Annotated in this window: 16 protein-coding genes and 4 pseudogenes; 16 read left to right on the top strand and 4 right to left on the bottom strand. The window is 60.9% G+C overall.

Annotated features, from left to right (window positions below; genetic code table 11):
- From F6X40_RS36355 to F6X40_RS36320, 8 genes and pseudogenes are all read left to right on the top strand, one after another.
- A pseudogene (locus tag F6X40_RS36355) lies at positions 1–191 on the top strand (curli production assembly protein CsgG); the annotation flags it as partial.
- A 68-nt stretch (positions 192–259) separates the two neighbouring features.
- Positions 260–631, top strand: a complete 372-nt coding sequence (locus F6X40_RS36350) for a DUF4810 domain-containing protein (RefSeq protein ID WP_262421680.1) — start codon at positions 260–262, stop codon at positions 629–631.
- Between the two features lie 10 nt (positions 632–641).
- Positions 642–1,307 carry a DUF799 domain-containing protein gene (locus tag F6X40_RS36345; RefSeq protein WP_187631203.1) on the top strand — a complete coding sequence of 222 codons (666 nt, stop codon included), beginning with the start codon at positions 642–644 and terminating at the stop codon, positions 1,305–1,307.
- 354 nt (positions 1,308–1,661) lie between these two features.
- Positions 1,662–2,717 carry a DUF746 domain-containing protein gene (locus F6X40_RS36340; protein ID WP_187631202.1) on the top strand — a complete coding sequence of 352 codons (1,056 nt, stop codon included), beginning with the start codon at positions 1,662–1,664 and terminating at the stop codon, positions 2,715–2,717.
- A 497-nt stretch (positions 2,718–3,214) separates the two neighbouring features.
- Positions 3,215–3,898 (top strand): hypothetical protein, encoded by a 684-nt coding sequence (locus tag F6X40_RS36335; protein WP_187619791.1) that lies wholly within the window; start codon positions 3,215–3,217, stop codon positions 3,896–3,898.
- Between the two features lie 49 nt (positions 3,899–3,947).
- Positions 3,948–5,450: a YaaC family protein gene (locus F6X40_RS36330; RefSeq protein ID WP_187631201.1), complete on the top strand. Its 1,503-nt coding sequence runs from the start codon at positions 3,948–3,950 to the stop codon at positions 5,448–5,450.
- A 26-nt stretch (positions 5,451–5,476) separates the two neighbouring features.
- Positions 5,477–5,836: pseudogene (locus F6X40_RS36325) on the top strand (transposase); the annotation flags it as partial.
- A gap of 97 nt (positions 5,837–5,933) precedes the next feature.
- Complete coding sequence (locus F6X40_RS36320) at positions 5,934–6,155, top strand: hypothetical protein (protein ID WP_187631200.1); 222 nt, start codon at positions 5,934–5,936, stop codon at positions 6,153–6,155.
- Positions 6,156–6,553: 398 nt separating this feature from the next.
- Here the strand turns inward: F6X40_RS36320 and F6X40_RS41935 are convergent.
- Positions 6,554–6,718, bottom strand: a pseudogene (locus F6X40_RS41935) (LysR family transcriptional regulator); the annotation flags it as partial.
- 94 nt (positions 6,719–6,812) lie between these two features.
- The gene (locus F6X40_RS36310; RefSeq protein WP_187631199.1) at positions 6,813–7,127 is read right to left on the bottom strand and encodes a hypothetical protein; all 315 of its coding nucleotides are present in this window, start codon (positions 7,125–7,127) and stop codon (positions 6,813–6,815) included.
- Positions 7,128–7,437: 310 nt separating this feature from the next.
- Here F6X40_RS36310 and F6X40_RS36305 point away from each other — a divergent pair, with 310 nt between their 5' ends.
- Positions 7,438–8,775 (top strand): MFS transporter, encoded by a 1,338-nt coding sequence (locus tag F6X40_RS36305; RefSeq protein ID WP_184064889.1) that lies wholly within the window; start codon positions 7,438–7,440, stop codon positions 8,773–8,775.
- Here the strand turns inward: F6X40_RS36305 and F6X40_RS36300 are convergent.
- Entirely contained in the window at positions 8,750–9,685 is a 936-nt protein-coding gene (locus tag F6X40_RS36300) for a LysR family transcriptional regulator (RefSeq protein WP_187631198.1), read from the bottom strand. The genes F6X40_RS36305 and F6X40_RS36300 overlap by 26 nt on opposite strands.
- A gap of 136 nt (positions 9,686–9,821) precedes the next feature.
- Here F6X40_RS36300 and F6X40_RS36295 point away from each other — a divergent pair, with 136 nt between their 5' ends.
- From F6X40_RS36295 to F6X40_RS36285, 3 genes are read left to right on the top strand one after another with little or no spacing between them, the layout of a single operon-like run.
- Positions 9,822–11,162 (top strand): MFS transporter, encoded by a 1,341-nt coding sequence (locus F6X40_RS36295; RefSeq protein ID WP_187631197.1) that lies wholly within the window; start codon positions 9,822–9,824, stop codon positions 11,160–11,162.
- A 31-nt stretch (positions 11,163–11,193) separates the two neighbouring features.
- Positions 11,194–12,369: an L-rhamnonate dehydratase gene (locus F6X40_RS36290; RefSeq protein WP_090809205.1), complete on the top strand. Its 1,176-nt coding sequence runs from the start codon at positions 11,194–11,196 to the stop codon at positions 12,367–12,369.
- Between the two features lie 23 nt (positions 12,370–12,392).
- Positions 12,393–13,400 carry a 4-hydroxythreonine-4-phosphate dehydrogenase PdxA gene (locus tag F6X40_RS36285; protein ID WP_187631196.1) on the top strand — a complete coding sequence of 336 codons (1,008 nt, stop codon included), beginning with the start codon at positions 12,393–12,395 and terminating at the stop codon, positions 13,398–13,400.
- A 4-nt stretch (positions 13,401–13,404) separates the two neighbouring features.
- On the opposite strand, the gene F6X40_RS36280 is transcribed toward F6X40_RS36285, so the two are convergent.
- A complete protein-coding gene (locus F6X40_RS36280) occupies positions 13,405–14,421 on the bottom strand; it encodes a LacI family DNA-binding transcriptional regulator (protein ID WP_090809209.1) in 1,017 nt (338 codons plus the stop codon).
- Between the two features lie 204 nt (positions 14,422–14,625).
- Between F6X40_RS36280 and F6X40_RS36275 the strand changes: the two are divergent.
- From F6X40_RS36275 to F6X40_RS36260, 4 genes and pseudogenes are all read left to right on the top strand, one after another.
- Positions 14,626–15,177 (top strand): annotated as a pseudogene (locus F6X40_RS36275) (ABC transporter ATP-binding protein); the annotation flags it as partial.
- 137 nt (positions 15,178–15,314) lie between these two features.
- Complete coding sequence (locus F6X40_RS36270; protein WP_262421681.1) at positions 15,315–16,514, top strand: ABC transporter substrate-binding protein; 1,200 nt, start codon at positions 15,315–15,317, stop codon at positions 16,512–16,514.
- A 78-nt stretch (positions 16,515–16,592) separates the two neighbouring features.
- Complete coding sequence (locus F6X40_RS36265) at positions 16,593–17,498, top strand: carbohydrate ABC transporter permease (protein WP_090809213.1); 906 nt, start codon at positions 16,593–16,595, stop codon at positions 17,496–17,498.
- Positions 17,499–17,525: 27 nt separating this feature from the next.
- Positions 17,526–18,377 (top strand): carbohydrate ABC transporter permease, encoded by an 852-nt coding sequence (locus F6X40_RS36260; protein WP_187631194.1) that lies wholly within the window; start codon positions 17,526–17,528, stop codon positions 18,375–18,377.
- Positions 18,378–18,428: the final 51 nt, after the last annotated feature.

Here is an 18,428-nt window from a genome sequence, read left to right as displayed (position 1 = left end):
CATCGGAAGTCGTAGCGTCGAGCCAGGGGGCGGGCGAGTTCAGCCTTTCGAACCGTGAAGTCATCGGCTTTGGGGGCACCGCCGGCTACGACTCGACACTGAACGGCAAGGTGCTCGATCTGGCGATCCAGGAGGCCGTCAATCACCTGGTCGAGCAGGTCGATGCAGGCACGCTGAAGGCCGCACAGTAAGTGCGCCGGGCCATTGCGGCCATCCACTTTCAACCGCACCTGCCATAAATGTGATGATGCGATTCACGATGAAACATAGCCGCATGATGCGGGGAATCTGTCTGCCAGTAATGGCGACAGCCATACTCCTCACGGGATGCGCGGCGAACCGCCCCCAGCCGCTTTACCAGTGGACCGGCTACCAGCCGGCCGTGTACGACTATCTCAAGGGGGAAAAGGCTCCGCAGGAGCAGATCGATGCGCTGGAAAAAGCGCTGCAGGAAATCCGCGCAAAGGGCGCCACGCCCCCGCCAGGTTTTCATGCGCAACTCGGGATGCTGTACGCGAGCGTTGGCAAGGACGGGCCGGCCATGGAACAGTTCGGGGCCGAGAAGGACCTGTTTCCGGAGTCCTCGACCTACATGGATTTCCTGATGAAACATAAAACGAAACAGCCTTAAGCGAGCCGTCATGTCCAGATTCCTTTCTTTCAGACTTTGGTTTGCCCTCTCGACGTTCGCGTTGTTAGCTGCGTGTGCGCAACCCGTCAAGCATGCCGATTACACCGCTTTCAGGAACAGCCGGCCGCACTCAATCCTCGTTCTACCGCCCGAAAACGAGACGACCGACGTGCAGGCGACGAACAGCATGCTTTCGCAGATGACGATGCCACTCGCCGAATCGGGTTACTACGTGGTGCCGGTGGCGGTGATGGATGAGACATTCCGTCAGAACGGCCTGACCGTCCCGGCCAATATTCAGGCAACCTCCCCGGCGAAGCTGCGCGAAATCTTCGGTGCTGACGCCGCGCTGTATTCAAAGATCACGCATTTCGGCACCGTGTACCACGTGGTTGATAGCGCGACTGTCGTCACGGCGTCGGCAAGGCTGGTTGACCTGAAGACTGGTGATGTGCTGTGGCAGGGCAGCGCAAGTGCCAACAGCAACGAGGGGAACAACTACAGCGGAGGCGGCCTGATCGGCATGCTCGTGACAGCGGCGGTCAAGCAGATTTCAAACTCCCTGACGGACAAAAGTCACGACATTGCTGCCGTGACGAGTTACCGGTTGCTGCACGCGGGGCCGCCGAATGGTCTGCTATACGGTCCGAGATCACCGAAATCTGGCACGGACTGATCACGCCGGTTGCCATCTTGCCCCGCTGGACGGGGCACGCGCGCTTTCGACAGTGAGACGATGCTCGCCGCCGAAATGGGCTTCTTCTGGTGCGACGAGCTTCAGTGGCCAACTGGCTCGACGGGGTCAGTAGCTCCATGCGGGCCTCCACTAGGGGCTGGATATCACCGAAACGCCGTCCATCTCGACTGTGACCAGCTGGTGAACGCGGTCCTCGGCATCATGGCCCTCGCATCGGCGAAGACCGGCTCGCTCCTGCTTGACCTGTTTGCCGGGTCGTCTGTCTATAAGCACCCGGCTTCGCGACGACGCGGACGACGGTCGTGGTTTCATGCGACAGCACAATTCTGAACGATGAAAGCAAGATCTATCAGCACACGGGCGCCTGCCGCCGCAGACAACGCGGGGGAGGACAAGGAACTGACGGCATTCCTGAGCGCGCGGATCAACGCGTTGCTGTCCCCACGGCACGACCCGCGACCGGATTGTCCGCGCTGTGGAGGCGACCACATCAACAGCGCGGGATTCAGGACACGGCAGACCCGCCGGATGCCAGTATTCGATTGTCAGACGTGCGGACGTCAGTTCAGCCGCACCGTCGGCACACCGCTGTGCGAAAAACACCTCAAAAAGCTCTATGTATTCGTGTCCCTGCTGTCGCAACCGGTTTCGTGCGTCGAAGCTGGACACCGGATGGGCAGTCTGCCGGATGACATCAAGGAGCGCGTCACGGCCTTTCGTCTCTGGCTGCGGGAACTCGATCCGGGCGGTGAGTGGGAACGCCGTGTCCGGCTTGGCGGGCGACCGACCGAGGTCGATCCCGCGCCGCTCGTATTCGACGAGATCGGCGTATGCGAAGACCTGAAACTGACCGCTGCCCTGATGCGCGAATTCGACGAGCTGAATTCGATCAGTCACCGGCCACCTCCGTGCCCGGATTGCGGCAGCCGAAAAACCCGCTTCTCCGAACGTCCGAACGGCGGCTTTCCACGCTTCTCATGCCCTGCCTGCAAACTGAAATTCACCCGGCGCCGCGGTACACCGTTCGTGAACACGAAAATGGGTACACTCGAGCGCATGCGGGAGTGCATCCGGTATCTGTCGCTACCGCTGTCGGTCATGCAGGTGTCGGAAATCGTCGGTACCAGTCCCGGAATGATCCGGAAATGGCGCAACATGTTCGCTGAATTCGCGGATCAGCTGGAACCCAGCGGCGGCCTCTCGTCGCGCATTAGTCTGGGCGTCGCACCGGGTGCGACGACACCATGTCCGTTTTGTGGTCGCTCGGGAAGCGCGCAGCGCACTGATGACCGCGGCTGGTCGTGTGTTGGGTGTGGCCGGCTGTTCTCGATGCGACGCGAGCTGGTCGACAGTGACGGCCAACTGCGTATCGTCGGCAATGCGACATGAAACTGCCTTCGGGCGCTCGAATCGCGGGAGCGGCTTAGCCGGTTTGTCCGTTCGGCCGCAACATCGCCGTCGCCGGGTAGGCAGTTGAAGCTGTAGAAGGTAGGACCTGGTTGGTCAGACGATGTGAGGTCGTTGGTCTCAGTACGGCTAGTTTGGTACATTCGACAGCGCAGAGTAGATCGTCGATTACCCCGAGCGGGCAGACTTGAGAGCTTGTCCGTTTTCGCAGCGTGCGCGCCCTCGCGTCGCGAAGAGCCATATCGTGCTGGATTGTTAGGTATGTCAGTCCCACCCTTGGCGCTTGCCCTCAGGGAGGCTGGCGCTCGATTTCTCGGTGAAAGTAGCCGGTACCGAAATCGCGCGTGAGACTCACATTGCGACCAACACTGCCGATTTGACTGGAGCAGACGGCTGATGACATCGTAGCCAAACTTCGTCGGATACTCCTGTGGGATTTGGCATAAAGAAGTGAATTCAACTGTTCGAGAGGTACCCGAATGACATTGACTGCTGACCGCAAGGACTTTGTTGACCCAGACACCTGTTGTCATCGATGCGTTATGAATGGAAATAACAGGGCGCTGAGTTCCGGCGTTGCATTCTTCCTGAAACATGACGATGGAACCGAACATCCATATGGACCGCATTGCGCTGCAGAGACGTTGGGTGGCAGGGAGGCTCTGAAGGGCATTCCCGATTTTACGGCTCGGGAATCTGACCAGCTGGGAGGTGGTGAATCGGGTGGAGGGACGGGCGGTAGTGATGGCCCAGACCCGCAGGACGCTGCGCTGCGCGATGCTGCGATTGCAAAACGCTATCTGCTGCTCAGAATGGAGAAGGTTGCGAACATCCCTGGTATCAATCCAATGGTTAGATATCAACCTCTTCAAACCATTTATCAGGAGTTTCGAAAGACCGGGATTCTTGATCCGGCTGACGTGACCCACATCCTGGCAATCGAAAGAAAAGCCACAACGCCTACAAATCTGAGGACAATTAATCTCCTTGATGTCTACACGGCGGAAACCAAGCTGACCAGACGCATCAAGCAAAGCACGACTCCGAAAGATAAAACCTATCTGGAAGGCATTCGTTCGTGGCTACGCGCGAAGCTGCGTCTTTCAGCCAAGCAGATTGCTTCGGCCAAAATTCAGTTACATCCATCGGCTTTTGACAATTGAGCCCTCTAGGATTGCTCCGAAAAGCCTCGCACTAGTGGAGACGGCACAATTGTCGCGAACCAATCAAACTAATCCCCGTATCGCTATCCTCCGAACAGATGTGGAGCGAGGAATTCTTCAACCTTTTCGCTCACATGGCTGGGTTGCTGAGATCGATCAAGAGCACGACTATCAGTCGAGTCTTGAAGTTGTCGCCACGAAAGGGGGAAAAACCGTTCGCCTTGGGGTTCTCTATAGTACCGCCACGGACAATGCGTTTTACAAAAGGTTGGAGCAGCGAGTCCGGCATATTTTTTTTAATGGTCAGCCTTACATGCTGGACAGTTTTGCCCACGGTATAAGTGTACCTGTGGAGCCGTTGGGGGATTTTTTCCCTCTCCTTGTCGCGTTGAACAAGCAACTGGAGCCCGACCGCACTCCAGCGGTAATTTCCAAGCCAAAAATAGCTGTTCGGCGAATTACGGACGAGAACCCTCTGAATGGAATCCTGGCCCGCTTGCAACAATTCACCAGCGTGAACCTAGCCGCCAGACTAGTGGAGCGGCGAGCCAACCATGAGGCTGTCATCCTGACGCAAGAGCAAGTAGCCACGAAGGCTGCGGGTATCGCGTATGCCATGAGAAACGCTTTGGACTACATCAGTTTCTCACCAACTGACAAGTTGAACAAACGAATCCTCGGCCTCTATTACGGAACAATTGCATTCGCTTTTGCGGAAATGCTGGCCTCTCCGAGCGGACCGTCCGATCTAGATGGTGTGGAAGAAATGACAAAACAAGGGCACGGGTTGTATGCAGTGCCCGGGGTGCACGGCGGTTTCGCGGACGTGCACGTAGGAGTCCTGGCCACGGGTTTTCTACCTCAGTGGCTTGCCTTCCTGGGTCTAGACACTTCGACGTTCCCCAAGCGAAAGCCTAGGAGTGCAAGCGACCTCGATGCTGTTCCCAAAGGGATGAGTTGTACCTTGCAGAGTCTATTTGCTTCAATGCCCGAGATTGACGACCTCTTTGCGCAGGTTTTTGGAGGTACTCCGGGGTGGATTGTTCCTGTCTATGACATGATCGAGAACCGCTTGCCAGCCATAAACGGGACAGGTAAGAAAGTAGACAGCACGTACGCGTTGTTTGTTGATCGCTCCGGTTTGGTTCCTGTTGGTCGACTAGAAAATTCAGGGTGGCTGATTACCGAGGTGCAGCAGGTCGAGCGTCCCAACATAGATGGAAATGCGTTCCGCGGGCGCGTCGATCATTCTGGACATGACTCATTGTGGAGCGTGCTGCCGACGCACTCGTCTCCCTTTCGCAATAGGACGACGCTCCTTTTTCCGGCCATCGGTGGTATGAGGGAATATCGGACCATCGCGGCGACAACGCTGTATGCCCTTTCGATTTTAGTTCGATATATGCCAAGCGCGTGGCGACGAATCGAAGGAGGCGATGAGGACCAGTACCTAGCTTTAGTGACCGCGTCATTGGGTGTTTGGGAACGCGTCCTTCCTGAAGAATTTCTGGAATGTATCGCGGGCGAAACAATCGTAACAGCGCAGCCATGAAGTTGGCTAGCATGGTAACTCATTTACTTTCAAATCAGCCTAGAGACGTGGCGCCGGTACAGGTCGTGCATCGCGGCAAGAGCAGGACGTTGTCGGCACCCCAGCGCCGCTGGCTCAAACGGCGACAGGCCATCGAGCCGATCATCGGCCATGTCAAGCAGGATCACGGCATGCGACGCTGCTGGCTGAAGGGGCAAACTGGCGACGCCCTGCATGCGGTGCTGTGCGCCGTCGGCTATAACCTGCGCTGGCTGCTGCGCGCCATCGCCCGGCTCGGCATCAAGCCTGCCTTTTTTGTTCTCATGGTTCTGCGCCTGTTCGTTGACTTCACGTCGATAACGTTGCTTTCACGCTCCGCACGCGGCTTCCTTCAACTCGCTAAATGAATTTTGCAGGTCCGACTAATTCGTCGGGTGTGTTCTGGAAAACCAGCAGAGGTCAAATGGTCGATTTGCCGATGAGGTGATCAACGATTCAAATTGCATGCGGTACCTGGGCGGTGGCGGATTTGGAGATTTTGATTGCTATGAACATCATGCAAAATTCCTTGAAATTGACAATAAGAAACTGGCAAATTCAATTAAATCGGCACGCGGCATCAAAAGGGCGAGCAAGGCTGAACTTGACCGGTGCATGCGCGCACAAGATGAATCGGCAAAGGCTCGCGGTCTAGCCCCTAAACTAGCCTATGATATGGAATATTGAAGAGCCGCCGAAAACACATGTGGATATGTGCGACGTCATGGAGGCGCGCTGTCATTATTCGATCCGAAAACAGCAAAACGAATTCCTGCGCGATCTAAAACGGGTTGAACGACCCAGTTCGGCTGGGCTCCGCAAGACCAGGGCACGCAAACCGGCACCACCCCGACTGAGCATAGGCGACATCGCCGATTAACGCGATGCCGTGAGCAAAAAGCCATTTGGCCCTGTCCAGCTAGTTTCAACATCGTGCAGCGGGGGCAGTGGTGGCATGTCCGTCGCACCCGACTGGTGAAAGCCGTAATCTTCGTCACTCGTCCGTACGGCTCCGACTGGCTGTGCGCCGCCGTGACCGCCTCCACCTGTCCGCTGCGCCTTCACGAAGATGAATTCAATGACGCCATCGAACGCCGCGCACGATCGACCAGTCGCGTGCCGCGTCGTTCTTCCAGCGAGCAGATTTGCTGGCTCAGCGCGGGTTGCGCGATATGCAGGCGCTCCGCGGCGCGGCAGAAGTTCAGTTCCTCCGCGAGAACGACGAAGCACTGTGGAGCCCTGAGGTTTATGTCGGTGGTCCTGGCTGGGGAAGATCGAGCATAACTTGTGCGGGGAGGGCGGCAACACAGGACGAACCCGCCGTGGTAGTGGCGGGTGCGGAGATCATGGTTTCGGTGCGAGCGGCGCGAAATGTTCCCCGTCACGTTGATTGGTGACGACGTAGCCATCTCGCTTGCGTATCTTCAGGAAGAACAGTACCGGTGCGGTAGCCGGATCGCCACCGCATTCGGGGGTGTGTTTCTCATGAACCCCGACGATGAAATAGCGCTTCTCATCGGATACGTCGAACATCAGGCATTGGGTGCGGTTGGAGGATAGATGGTGGCTCTGGGTAACTTCCGCTGCCTGATCCGCTGTGGCGGTCGTCTGCCCCGATGCCATTGCGTGCACGCTGGCGAGAAGCAGAGCGAAGGTCACCAATCGTGTCCTCAAGGTTTTGTCTGTTCTACCGGACGTCATATTGATCGAGATGGCGTGAGCGAATGATGCTGTGATCAGTTTTGCGCCGTACTGCGGGTCGGTCGCATGGAGCCCCAAATCTATACCTGACAGTCAACGCTCGGCTATGGGCGAAGGATGAAAGCGATAACCCCCAGTGATCGCTGTATCCAAACAATTCATTGGTCAACTATCACCCGGCTTCTGATAATGTGCGCACAAAACAAGCCATAGCGGACGCCACCGTCGGAGCATCGGCGCGGGCTCACGCGACAATCCGGAGGAGACGATGCTGCGACCCAAGGTCAGCCGGGCGGTTCTCGCACTCATGTGCGCGATGTCGTTCATCTTGTATCTCGATCGCGTCAACCTGTCGGCGGCGGCGGGGCTGATCCGCGACGATCTGCATCTGAGCAATACCAACGTCGGCCTCGTGTTCGCCGCGTTCGCATACACGTACGCGCTGTGCCAGGTGATCGGCGGCTGGGTCAGCGACCGCTTCGGCGCGAAGCTCACGCTCGTGACCTGCGCAAGCATCTGGATCGTCGCGACGGTCGCGACCGGTCTCGCGGGCGGGCTCGCGTCGCTGTTCGGCGCGCGGCTTTTGCTCGGCATCGGCGAAGGCGCGGCGCTGCCCGCGCAGGCGCGGGCGCTGACCAACTGGTTCCCGTCGAACCGGCGGGGCTTCGTGCAAGGCCTCACGCATTCGTTCTCGCGGCTCGGCAATGCGATCACGCCGCCGCTGATCGCGCTGCTGGTCGGGTATTCGTCGTGGCGGGTGTCGTTTCTCGCGGTCGCCGCGCTGACGTTGGTGTGGGTCGTGGTCTACGCATGGTATTTCACCGACGACCCGCGCAAGCATCGCCATATGACCGCGGAGCAGGAAACGCAATTGCCGCCGGTCCGTCAATCCGCGGTCGAAGCGACGCGCGAGCCCACGCCGTGGCGGCGTCTGCTCAAACGCATCGCACCAACGATGCTCGTCTACTTCTGCTACGGCTGGACCGGCTGGCTGTTCTTCACCTGGCTGCCCACGTTCTTCATGCACGGTCGCGGCCTCGATCTGAAAAGCTCGGCGATGTTCTCCGCGGGCGTGTTTCTGTCCGGCGTGGTCGGCAATACCGCGGGCGGCGTGCTCAGCGACCGCGTGTTGAAGCGTACGCGCAACGTCGTCGCGGCGCGCCGCAACGTGATCATCTGCGCGTTTCTCGGCGCTTTGGTATTCCTCGCGCCGGTGATGGTCGTGAAGTCGCTGCCGGTCATGGCAGCGTGCATGAGCCTGTCGTTCTTCTTCCTCGAAATGACGATCGGGCCGATCTGGGCCGTGCCGATGGACATCAGCCCGCGGCACGTCGGTGTCGCGAGCGGGCTCGTGAATGCGGGCTCGGCGGTTGCGGGGATTTTCACGCCGATCGTGTTCGGCCTGATCGTGGACCGCACGGGTAGCTGGACGCTGCCGTTCGCGGGCTCGCTCGGACTGCTCGCGCTCGGCATCGTCGCGACCTTCTTCATGCGGCCGGATATTCCGCTCGACGCGGCTCGCGCTCACCCGGATCTCGCGGACATCAATGCGGGCGGCGAATTGCGCTTCGCAGAAAACCTCACGCCGCGCGAATCGAATCGATGACCAGTTGCATCGCCGGCGTGACGCGCCGGTTTCTGCGCAGAATCAGCCCATACGGTGCGAGCCGGCCGCGCAGCGGCGTCGCGATCGCGGCGATCGCATCGAGCGCGACGTAGTACTGCGCGACCGAACTCGGCAGCACGGCGAGCATGTCCGAGTCGCGCAGCAACGACAGCGTGGTCAGAATCGACGAGGTCTCGACCGTGCTCACCGGCGGCGCAACGCGCGACTCGCGAAACGTTTGATCGATGACCTGGCGCATCGGGCTCGGATGCGGCTGGATGATCCACGGATAGCGCGCGAGGTCCGCGAGCTTCGGCCGCATGCCCGTTTGTTTGCCTGTTTTCACGGCCGGATGATCGGGCCGCACGACGATCGACAGCGCCTCTTCCGCCAACGTCTCGAAGCTCAGATCGAGCGCCGGAAAACCATCGGGAATCCGGCCAATCACGATATCGAGCTGATCCTGTTGCAGCGACTGCACGAGCACGTCGCTGGTGTCGATCGTGACCGCCATCTGCAGGCGCGGGTGCGCTTCCTTCAGCTTGACGATCGTGTGCGTCAGCAATTCGGGCGACGGCGCCATCACCGCGCCGATGCGCACCTTGCCGATGTCGCCGGCCTCGATGCCGGCCAACTCCTCGCGCAGCTCGTCGAGATCCTGGAACACGACGCGCGCATAGCGCATCACGGCCTCGCCGAAGATCGTCGGCTCCATGCCGCGCGCATGGCGTACGAACAGCGATACGCCGAGCGTGTCTTCGAGTTCCTGCAAGGCCTTGGTCGCGGCGGGCTGGGTCATCGCGAGATCGTCGGCGGCACGCCGCAGCGATTCCGTTTCCGACAGCGCGACCATCAGTTGCAGATGACGCAGGCGCAAGCGTTTGCGAATGGTGGAGGCGGGCGGGATCATGAGCGATAACTTTAGCGAATCGGCCGATTCGAATTATTCAGTGGTCAGTTATCGGATAGTTTCGCACACTAGCGGTTATCGCAGGACGGCAATCGCAACGCCGTTCGCGTTGACAAGACAAAACCGGAGACGACGCATGACGATGACCGCGAGCCCCGCGCTCGACAGCGCGATTACCAAAGCGCGCACGAGGCTGCTGCCTTTTCTGATCCTGATGTACGTACTGGCGTTCATCGACCGCGCGAACGTCGGCTTCGCGAAGAACGTGCTGCAGGCCGACACGGGCTTGAGCGACGCGGCGTTCGCGTTCGGCGCCGGCATTTTCTTCGTCGGCTATGCGGTGTTCGAAGTACCGAGCAACCTGCTGATGTACCGCTTCGGCGCGCGCATCTGGATGAGCCGCATCATGGTCACGTGGGGCATCGTGTCCGCGTGCACCGCCTTCGTCGACAGCGCCACGAGCTTCTATGTGCTGCGCACGCTGCTCGGCATCGCCGAAGCCGGTTTCTTTCCCGGCATCATCCTGTTCCTGTCGAACTGGTTTCCCGCGAAAACGCGCTCGCAGACGATGGGCATGTTCTATTTCGGCTTCCCGCTCGCGCTCCTGCTCGGCAGCCCGATCTCGGGTCTGCTGCTCGATGCGGGCAATCCGTTCGGCATGCATCCGTGGCAATGGCTGTTCGTCGTCGAGGGGCTGGCGGCGTCGGTGGTGGGCGTCGTCGCTTACTTCTATCTGACCGACCGGCCCGTGCAGGCGCACTGGCTCGATGCCGAAGAGCGTGACGCGCTCGATCACGCGTTGCGCCAGGAAGACCGCCAGAAGCTCGAGCATGGTCCGGCTTCGGTGCTCGCGGCGCTGCGCGATTCGCGCGTACTGTTCTGCGGCCTGATCTACTTCGCGGTGCAGATGAGCGTGTATGGCGTCGTGTTCTATCTGCCAACCCGCATCGCCGGGCTCGCGAGCGGCGGCCATGTCGGCGTCGAGGTCGGAATGCTGACAGCGATTCCGTGGATCGCCGCGATCATCGGCACGTTCTGGGTGACGCGCTACGCCGACCGCCACGGTCATCACCGTATCTGGGCCGCGGCGATGCTCGCGCTCGCGGCGTTCGGCATTGCCGCGTCGGCGATGACGTCGTCGGTCACGCTTGCGATTACCGCCTTCTGTTTCGCCGCCATCGGTTTCGTCTGCGTGCAGCCATTGTTCTGGACGCTGCCCACCGGTTACCTGGGCGGGGCCGCGGCCGCGGGCGGCATCGCGTTGATCAATTCGATCGGCAATCTGGGCGGCTTCGTCGCGCCGAATCTGAAGGGGCTGGCCGAGCGCGCGATCGGCTCTTCGCAGGCGGGTATGTTCTCGCTCGCGGTGGTCGGACTGATCGGCGCATTGCTGCTGCTGACGTTCCGCTTCGCCCCTGCCGCCTCCCATTCCGTCTCTCATCGCAGCGGCCCGCTCGGCGAACGCCCGGGCCACTGACTCTCTGATTCTCTGAAGGAAATCGTCGAACATGAAAATCAAGCATATCCGAACGCGTGTTTTCGAGTGGAAAGGCAAAGTCGTGCCGCCGCAAGCGCATTTCTGCACGAACGCGGTCGATATTCTGTACGAGCGTGGCGATGCGATGGGGTCGTTCCGCTTTCACGGCTGGCTCGTCGTCGAAGTCGAATGCGACGACGGCACCGTGGGCATCGGCAATTGTGCGCTCGCGCCGCGCATCGCGAAGCAGATCATCGACGAATACCTCGCGCCGATCGCGATCGGCGAAGACCCGTTCGACAACGAATACATCTGGCAGAAGATGTATCGCCGCACGCTCGCGTGGGGCCGCAAAGGCATCGGCATGGCGGCGATCTCCGCGATCGATATCGCGCTGTGGGACATCATGGGCAAGGCCGTGAAAAAGCCGGTGTTCAAGCTGCTCGGCGGACGCACGAAAGAAAAGATCTGGTGCTATGCATCGAAGCTTTACAACAACGATGATCGCGACGCTTTCCTCGGCGAAGCGGAAAGCTATCTGGACAGCGGCTTCACCGCGATGAAGATGCGCTTCGGCTACGGTCCGAAAGACGGCCCGAAAGGCATGGCGAAGAACATCGAACAGGTGCGTCTGTTGCGTGAACTGGTCGGCGACGAAGTCGACATCATGCTCGAATGCTATATGGGCTGGACGCTCGAATACGCGCGCAGAATGCTGCCGCGCCTCGCCGAATTCAATCCACGCTGGATCGAGGAGCCGGTGATCGGCGACGACGTCGAAGGCTATCAGGAGTTGAAGAAGATGAACCTGATGCCGGTGTCGGGTGGCGAGCATGAGTTCACGAGCTATGGCTTCAAGGATCTGCTCGAACGCCGCGCGATCGACGTGATCCAGTACGACACGAATCGCGTGGGCGGGATCACGGCGGCGCGCAAGATCAACGCGATGGCCGAAGCGTGGTCGGTGCCGGTGATTCCGCATGCGGGACAGATGCACAACTATCATCTGACGATGTCGAGCACCGCGAGCCCGATGTCGGAGTTCTTCCCGGTGTTCGATGTCGAAGTTGGCAACGAATTGTTCTACTACATCTTCGAAGGCGAGCCGCAGCCGGAAAATGGCTATCTGCAACTGTCGGACGACGTGCCGGGTCTTGGCATCAAGTTGAGCGACAAGTATCTTGCCGACTTCAACATCGTCGAATGAGTGGACCGATCCGAGGAAAGCACATGAAGCCACGCATCGCAGTCCTTCTTGGCGACCCCGCCGGTATCGGTCCCGAGCTGATCGCGCGTCTGTTCGCGCAGCGGGCGAACCGGGCGCGCGCGGAGCTGCTGGTCATCGGCGACCGGCGCGAGCTCGAAACCGGCATGAAGATCGCGCAGCAGCGCTTCGATTACGACGTGGTCGAAGATGCGCATGCCGCGTTTCAACGCGAGGGCGTGCCGTCGCTGATCGATTTCCGTCTGCCCGGCGATCAAGCTTTCGAGCGTGCGGTGGCGACCGAACACGGCGGCCGCTATAGTCTCGCCGCGTTCAGGCACGCGCTCGCGCTGACGCAAAGCAACGTCACCCAAGGCATGCTGTTCGCGCCGGTCAACAAGACCTCGCTGCATCTGGCCGGCATGGAAACCGGCGACGAGATGGAGTGGTTCGCGAAGCAGCTCGGCTACACGGGCAGCTTCTGCGAGTTCAACGTGCTCGACGAGCTATGGACTTCGCGCGTGACCTCGCATATGGCGTTGAAGGACGTCAGCGCGAAGCTGTCGGAGGAGCGCATCGTCGGCGCGGTGCGGCTGATTCACGAAGGCCTGAAGCGAGCCGGCCATCCGCAGCCGCGTATCGCGGTATGCGGTTTCAATCCGCACAACGGCGACAACGGCGCGTTCGGCCGCGAGGAGATCGACGTGATCGTGCCGGCCGTCGAGGCCGCGCGCAAGCTCGGCTACGACGCGCAGGGACCGTTTCCCGCCGACACGATCTTCGTGCGCGCGCGCGACCAGAAGGCCTTCGACGGCGTCGTCACGATGTACCACGATCAAGGCCAGATCGCGATGAAGCTGATGGGTTTCTGGCGCGGCGTGACCGTGCACGGCGGCTTGCCGGTTCCGATCGCGACGCCCGCGCACGGCACCGCGTTCGACATCCACGGCCAGGGCAAGGCCGACGTCGGCGCGACGCAGAAGGCGTTCGACATCGTCACGCGGATGGCGACCGAGCGCGTGAACAGGCCCTAACGCGTCAGCGTTTCCTGCGCGGCCCGGTCGAGGCGCGCACCACGAGCTCGGGCGGTGGCCCGAGCACCATCGACGGCTGCCGCTCCGGCGTCTGGATCAAACGGATCAGGCTCTTGATGGAAAGCTCCGCGACGGCCGCGGTTTGAATCGCGACCGTGGTCAGCGCCGGATGCACCTGATGCGCGAGCTGAATGTCGGTGATGCCGATCACCGACACGTCGTCGGGCACCGAGCGGCCGAGCGTGATCAACGCCTGGATCGCGCCGATCGCGAGCAGGTCGTTGGTCGCGAAGATCGCGCTCAGTTGCGGGCGGTTCGCCATCAGTTCCATGCAGGCGGCGAAGCCGGCGTCGATCGAGTCGCGAATCTGCAGCACGGCGGCCGCATCGGCTTCGATGCCGGCCATGCGCATCGCGGCGCGAAAGCCGTTCGAGCGCGCGTCCTGCAAACCGCCGCAGCCGTCGCCGATCAGCAAGCCGATCTCGCGATGGCCTAGTCCTAGCAGATGCCCCGCGGCCAGCTCGCCGGCACGCGCGAAGTCGACTGCGATGCACGGTAGCTCGGGCGGCGACTCGGGGTGCTCCCACATGGCGAGCAGAATCGGCGCACTATGCGTCGCAGACGCGCACAGGTCGTTGATCGTGATGTCCGTGTTCATCACGAGCACGCCGTCGGCGAGCGTGCCGGCGATCTGGTTCAGATATGCGCGGCCGATTTCGGCATCGTCGTCGGTATTGCAGACCATCAGGAAGTGGCCGGTCTTGCGCGCCGCGCGCTCGGCGGCGAGCACGAACTCCGGGTAAAACGGGTTCGAGATGTTCGACAGCATGAGCGCGAGCGTCGACGAACGGCCTTCGGCGAGCGCGCGCGCATTCAGGTTCGGCCGGTAGCCGAGTTCGGCGATCGCCTGCAGCACGCGCTCAGCCGTTTCAGGGCGGACTTTCTCGCGATTGCGCAGCACGTTGGAGACCGTGGCGGCGGTAACCTGCGCGCGTTTCGCGACTTCGGACAACGTGACCATGTCGGGTTATCCCATATTTAGGGAGGTCAATTCAAATGTTGCAAACGGCCTGCGACATTGCTAACTTTCTCAAAAATGTAACGGAGACACCCACCATGACTTTATCCGTCGAACTCGAATTTAAGCGATTAAATGCCGCCGGCACAAGGCCGGGGCGTTTTATTTCGGCCAAAATTTAAGCGGTTAAATCAAGGCGGAGACAGCATGGCGACGATCCGTTTGAGCGATGTGCAAAAGGCCTACGGCGACCATCCGCCGGTGATCCGGCGCGTGAATCTCGAGATCGCGCAGCATGAATTCTGCGTTTTTCTCGGCCCCTCGGGCTGCGGCAAGTCGACCTTACTACGGATGATCGCCGGTCTCGAAGACCTCAGCGAAGGCGAGCTGCATATCGGCGGCCGCCTCGTCAACGACGTGCCGGCCGCCGAGCGCGGCGTCGCGATGGTGTTCCAAAGCTACGCGCTGTTTCCGCACATGACCGTGTTCGACAACATGGCGTTCGGATTGAAGCTCGCGAAGCAGCCGAAGGACGTGATCGAGCGCAAGGTGCGCGAAGCCGCGCGGATTCTGCAACTGGAAAGCTTGCTCGAACGACATCCGAAAGCGCTGTCGGGCGGCCAGCGGCAGCGCGTCGCGATCGGCCGCGCGATCGTGCGCGAGCCGGGCGTGTTTCTGTTCGACGAGCCGCTATCGAATCTCGATGCCGCGCTGCGCGGCCAGACGCGCGTCGAGATCGCGCGTCTGCATCAGCGCTTCGTCGGACTGAATTCCGCCATAGAGCGGGTTACATCGCCGGCCACGCTGCGTAGCCGGTCAACAAGGTAGACAAGGAGACATAGATGATTGCTCTTCGCCTTCGCCGTTTCGCACAGGTGTCGATCGCCGCCGCCGTGATGACCAGCGCGCTCGGCAGCGCCGCGGTCGACGCGGCCACGCTGAACGTCAACGTATCGGCGCGCGGTAATCAGCGCTCGACCTGGCAGGATGCGTTCGACCAGTTCAAGAAAGCCAATCCCGACATCGACCTGAAAATCACCTACGTGACCGAGGAAGCCTACAAGGTGCAGATGGGCGGCTGGCTCGCCACCGATCCACCCGACGTCGTCTCGTGGCACGACGGCGAGCGGATGGCCTATTACGCGCAACGTGGTCTGCTCGAAGATCTGAGCTCGGACTGGGCGAAAAACGGCTGGTCGCAGCAGTATGCGTCGGTCAAGGACGCGTCGACGTACAAGGGCAAGCAGTATGCGGCACCGCTCGGCTATGACGCGTACGGCTTCTTCTATCGCAAGGATCTGTTCGAGAAGGCCGGCATCAGGAGCGAGCCGAAAACGTGGGACGAACTGCTCGAAGCCAACAAGAAGCTGAAGGCGATCGGCGTCGCGCCGATCGCGGTGGCTGCACGCGACAGCTGGACGCTGGCCGCCTGGTTCGACTATCTCGATCTGCGCATCAACGGCAACGAGTTCCATCAGAAGCTGATGGCCGGCGAAATTCCGTACACCGATCCGCGCGTGAAGAAGGTCTACACGACGTGGAAGACGCTGCTCGACAATCACGACTTTATCGACAATGCGCTGTCGTACGACGTCGATTCGATCGGCCCGATCCTCAACAACGGCAAAGCCGCGATGATGCTGATGGGCACGTTCTTCTCGGCGAGCTTCCCGCCGTCGATCAAGGACCAGATCGGCTTCTTCCGCTTTCCGGTGCTCGACGCGAACGTGCCGATGGCCGAGGACGGCCCCGTCAACGTGCTGCTGATTCCGGCGAAGGCGAAGAACAAGGCCGACGCGCGCAAGCTGCTCGCGTTCATGGAGACGCCGAAGATCAACGCCGAACTCGCGAAGGGCTGGGGACAGTTGCCGTCGAACAGCCAGGCGGCGGCGCCTGAGGACGCGATCTCGAAGGTCGGCTTCCAGACGCTCGCGAACACGAAGGGCGGCATCGCGCAGTTCTACGATCGCGATATGCAGAAGGAAATGGCCGACGAAGGCATGAAGGCCATGCAGCAGTTCTACAGCGATCCGTCGCAACTCGACAGCGTGCTTGCTCATCTCGAAGCGACGCGCAAGCGCATCTACCAGAAGTAAGTCCCGCCGCGCCGGCCGCCTGAGCGCGGCCGGCTTGCGGGTCCCAATTCCGCCTTCGATTTCCGACGAGGCCGCTCCATGTCTCATACCGCAGCGCGCCGCCTGCCCGCGGCGCGGCACCGTCGCGTCTCGACGACGCGCCGTCATCAGCATCGCGCCGCGTTTTTCTTTCTGCTGCCGGGCTGCGCGTTGTTCGCGCTGTGCGTGATCTATCCGATCATCAGCAGCATTTCGCTGAGCTTCTACCACTGGGACGGCATGACGCCGAAGACCTTCGCCGGTCTCGCCAATTACGTCGAGCTGTTTCAGTCCGATACGTTCTATACGGCGCTGAAGAACAACCTGATCTGGCTCGCGCTGTTTCTGCTCGCGCCGCCTCTCGGTCTGCTGTTCGCGCTGTATCTGAACCAGCAGGTGCGCGGCATGCGCGTCGTGAAGTCGCTGTTTTTCGCGCCGTTCGTGCTGTCGGGCGTCGTGGTCGGCCTCGTATTCAGCTGGTTCTACGATCCGACGTTCGGGCTGCTGCGGCTGATCGTCGGCCGTGGCATTCCGGTGCTCGGCGATCCGCATACGGTCACGTTCGGCATCATCTTCGCCGCGCTGTGGCCGCAGGCGCCGTTCTGCATGATCCTGTACCTGACCGGGCTCACCGGCATCAATCCCGAGGTGGTCGAGGCCGCGCGCATGGAAGGCGCACAAGGGCTGCGACTGCTGTGGCACGTGATCCTGCCGCAATTGCGGCCCGCCACCTTCATGGCGGTGGTGCTGACCGTGATCGGCGCACTGCGCAGCTTCGATCTGATCGCGGTGATGAGTGGCGGCGGTCCGTTCGACAGTTCCACCGTGCTCGCCTATTTCATGTACGACCAGGCGATCAAGTACTACCGCGAAGGCTATTCCGCCGCGATTGCGGTCGTGCTGTTCGCGATCATGCTCGTCTATATCGTGTTCCATCTGCGCCGCATGTTGCGCGAGGAACGCTGATTCTCTGAACGTCAGGAGTACCCGGTCATGTATCCGCTTCCCGTCGAACGCTGGAAACCGCTGAATCGCACGCTTTACAAGGCCTCGCTGTCGCTGGCGCTGTTTATCTGGCTGCTGCCGATGCTCGCCGTGCTGCTGACCTCGATCCGCTCGACGGATGAGTTGTCGCAAGGCGACTACTGGACGTGGCCGAAACACTTCGCGTTGCTGGAGAACTATGGCACCGCGCTCACGCAAACGCCGATGCTGCATTACTTCGCCAATAGCGTGCTGATCACGGTGCCGTCGGTGATCGGCGCGATCGTGCTCGCGTCGATGGCGGGCTTCGCGTTGGCGACGTATCGCTTTCCGGGCAACACGGCCGTGCTGTTCGCGTTCGTCGCCGGCAATTTCGTGCCGATCCAGATCCTGATGATTCCAGTGCGCGACATGGCGCTGAAGTTCGGCCTGTTCAACACCGTGTGGGCGCTGGTGATCTTTCATGTGTCGTTTCAGACCGGCTTCTGCACCTTGTTTCTGCGCAACTTCATCAAGCAACTGCCGTTCGAGATGATCGAGGCCGCGCGCGTCGAAGGCGCGGGCGAGTGGACGATCTATCTGCGCATCGTGCTGCCGCTGATCCGCCCCGCGCTCGCCGCGCTCGCGATCCTCGTGTTCACGTTCGTGTGGAACGACTACTTCTGGGCGCTGTGCCTCACGCAAGGCGACGCCGCCGCGCCGATCACGGTGGGCGTCGCCGCGCTGAAAGGGCAGTGGACGACTGCGTGGAACCTCGTCGCGGCGGGCTCGGTGCTGGCCGCGTTGCCTTCGGTGCTGATGTTCTTCGGCATGCAAAGGCACTTCGTCGCCGGACTGACCTTCGGGGCGAGCAAGGGATAAAGGGCGCTTGAAACACGATTGAAACGACGGCTCGACGTCAACTCACCACGA

Source organism: Paraburkholderia sp. UCT31, from assembly GCF_014397655.1.
In the GTDB taxonomy this organism is placed as follows: Bacteria; Pseudomonadota; Gammaproteobacteria; order Burkholderiales; family Burkholderiaceae; genus Paraburkholderia; species Paraburkholderia tuberum.
Note: the sequence above shows the minus strand (reverse complement) of the source record. Positions and strands in the feature narration are given on the sequence as shown.

Excerpts from the sequence above, each read along its gene's own strand:
- F6X40_RS36300 (WP_187631198.1), bottom strand. The coding sequence starts at position 9,685 with ATGATCCCGCCCGCCTCCACCATTCGCAAACGCTTGCGCCTGCGTCAT.
- F6X40_RS36285 (WP_187631196.1), top strand. The coding sequence starts at position 12,393 with ATGAAGCCACGCATCGCAGTCCTTCTTGGCGACCCCGCCGGTATCGGT.
- F6X40_RS36335 (WP_187619791.1), top strand. The coding sequence starts at position 3,215 with ATGACATTGACTGCTGACCGCAAGGACTTTGTTGACCCAGACACCTGT.
- F6X40_RS36290 (WP_090809205.1), top strand. The coding sequence starts at position 11,194 with ATGAAAATCAAGCATATCCGAACGCGTGTTTTCGAGTGGAAAGGCAAA.
- F6X40_RS36320 (WP_187631200.1), top strand. The coding sequence starts at position 5,934 with ATGCGGTACCTGGGCGGTGGCGGATTTGGAGATTTTGATTGCTATGAA.
- F6X40_RS36305 (WP_184064889.1), top strand. The coding sequence starts at position 7,438 with ATGCTGCGACCCAAGGTCAGCCGGGCGGTTCTCGCACTCATGTGCGCG.
- F6X40_RS36340 (WP_187631202.1), top strand. The coding sequence starts at position 1,662 with ATGAAAGCAAGATCTATCAGCACACGGGCGCCTGCCGCCGCAGACAAC.
- F6X40_RS36295 (WP_187631197.1), top strand. The coding sequence starts at position 9,822 with ATGACGATGACCGCGAGCCCCGCGCTCGACAGCGCGATTACCAAAGCG.
- F6X40_RS36260 (WP_187631194.1), top strand. The coding sequence starts at position 17,526 with ATGTATCCGCTTCCCGTCGAACGCTGGAAACCGCTGAATCGCACGCTT.
- F6X40_RS36270 (WP_262421681.1), top strand. The coding sequence starts at position 15,315 with ATGACCAGCGCGCTCGGCAGCGCCGCGGTCGACGCGGCCACGCTGAAC.
- F6X40_RS36280 (WP_090809209.1), bottom strand. The coding sequence starts at position 14,421 with ATGGTCACGTTGTCCGAAGTCGCGAAACGCGCGCAGGTTACCGCCGCC.
- F6X40_RS36265 (WP_090809213.1), top strand. The coding sequence starts at position 16,593 with ATGTCTCATACCGCAGCGCGCCGCCTGCCCGCGGCGCGGCACCGTCGC.
- F6X40_RS36350 (WP_262421680.1), top strand. The coding sequence starts at position 260 with ATGAAACATAGCCGCATGATGCGGGGAATCTGTCTGCCAGTAATGGCG.
- F6X40_RS36345 (WP_187631203.1), top strand. The coding sequence starts at position 642 with ATGTCCAGATTCCTTTCTTTCAGACTTTGGTTTGCCCTCTCGACGTTC.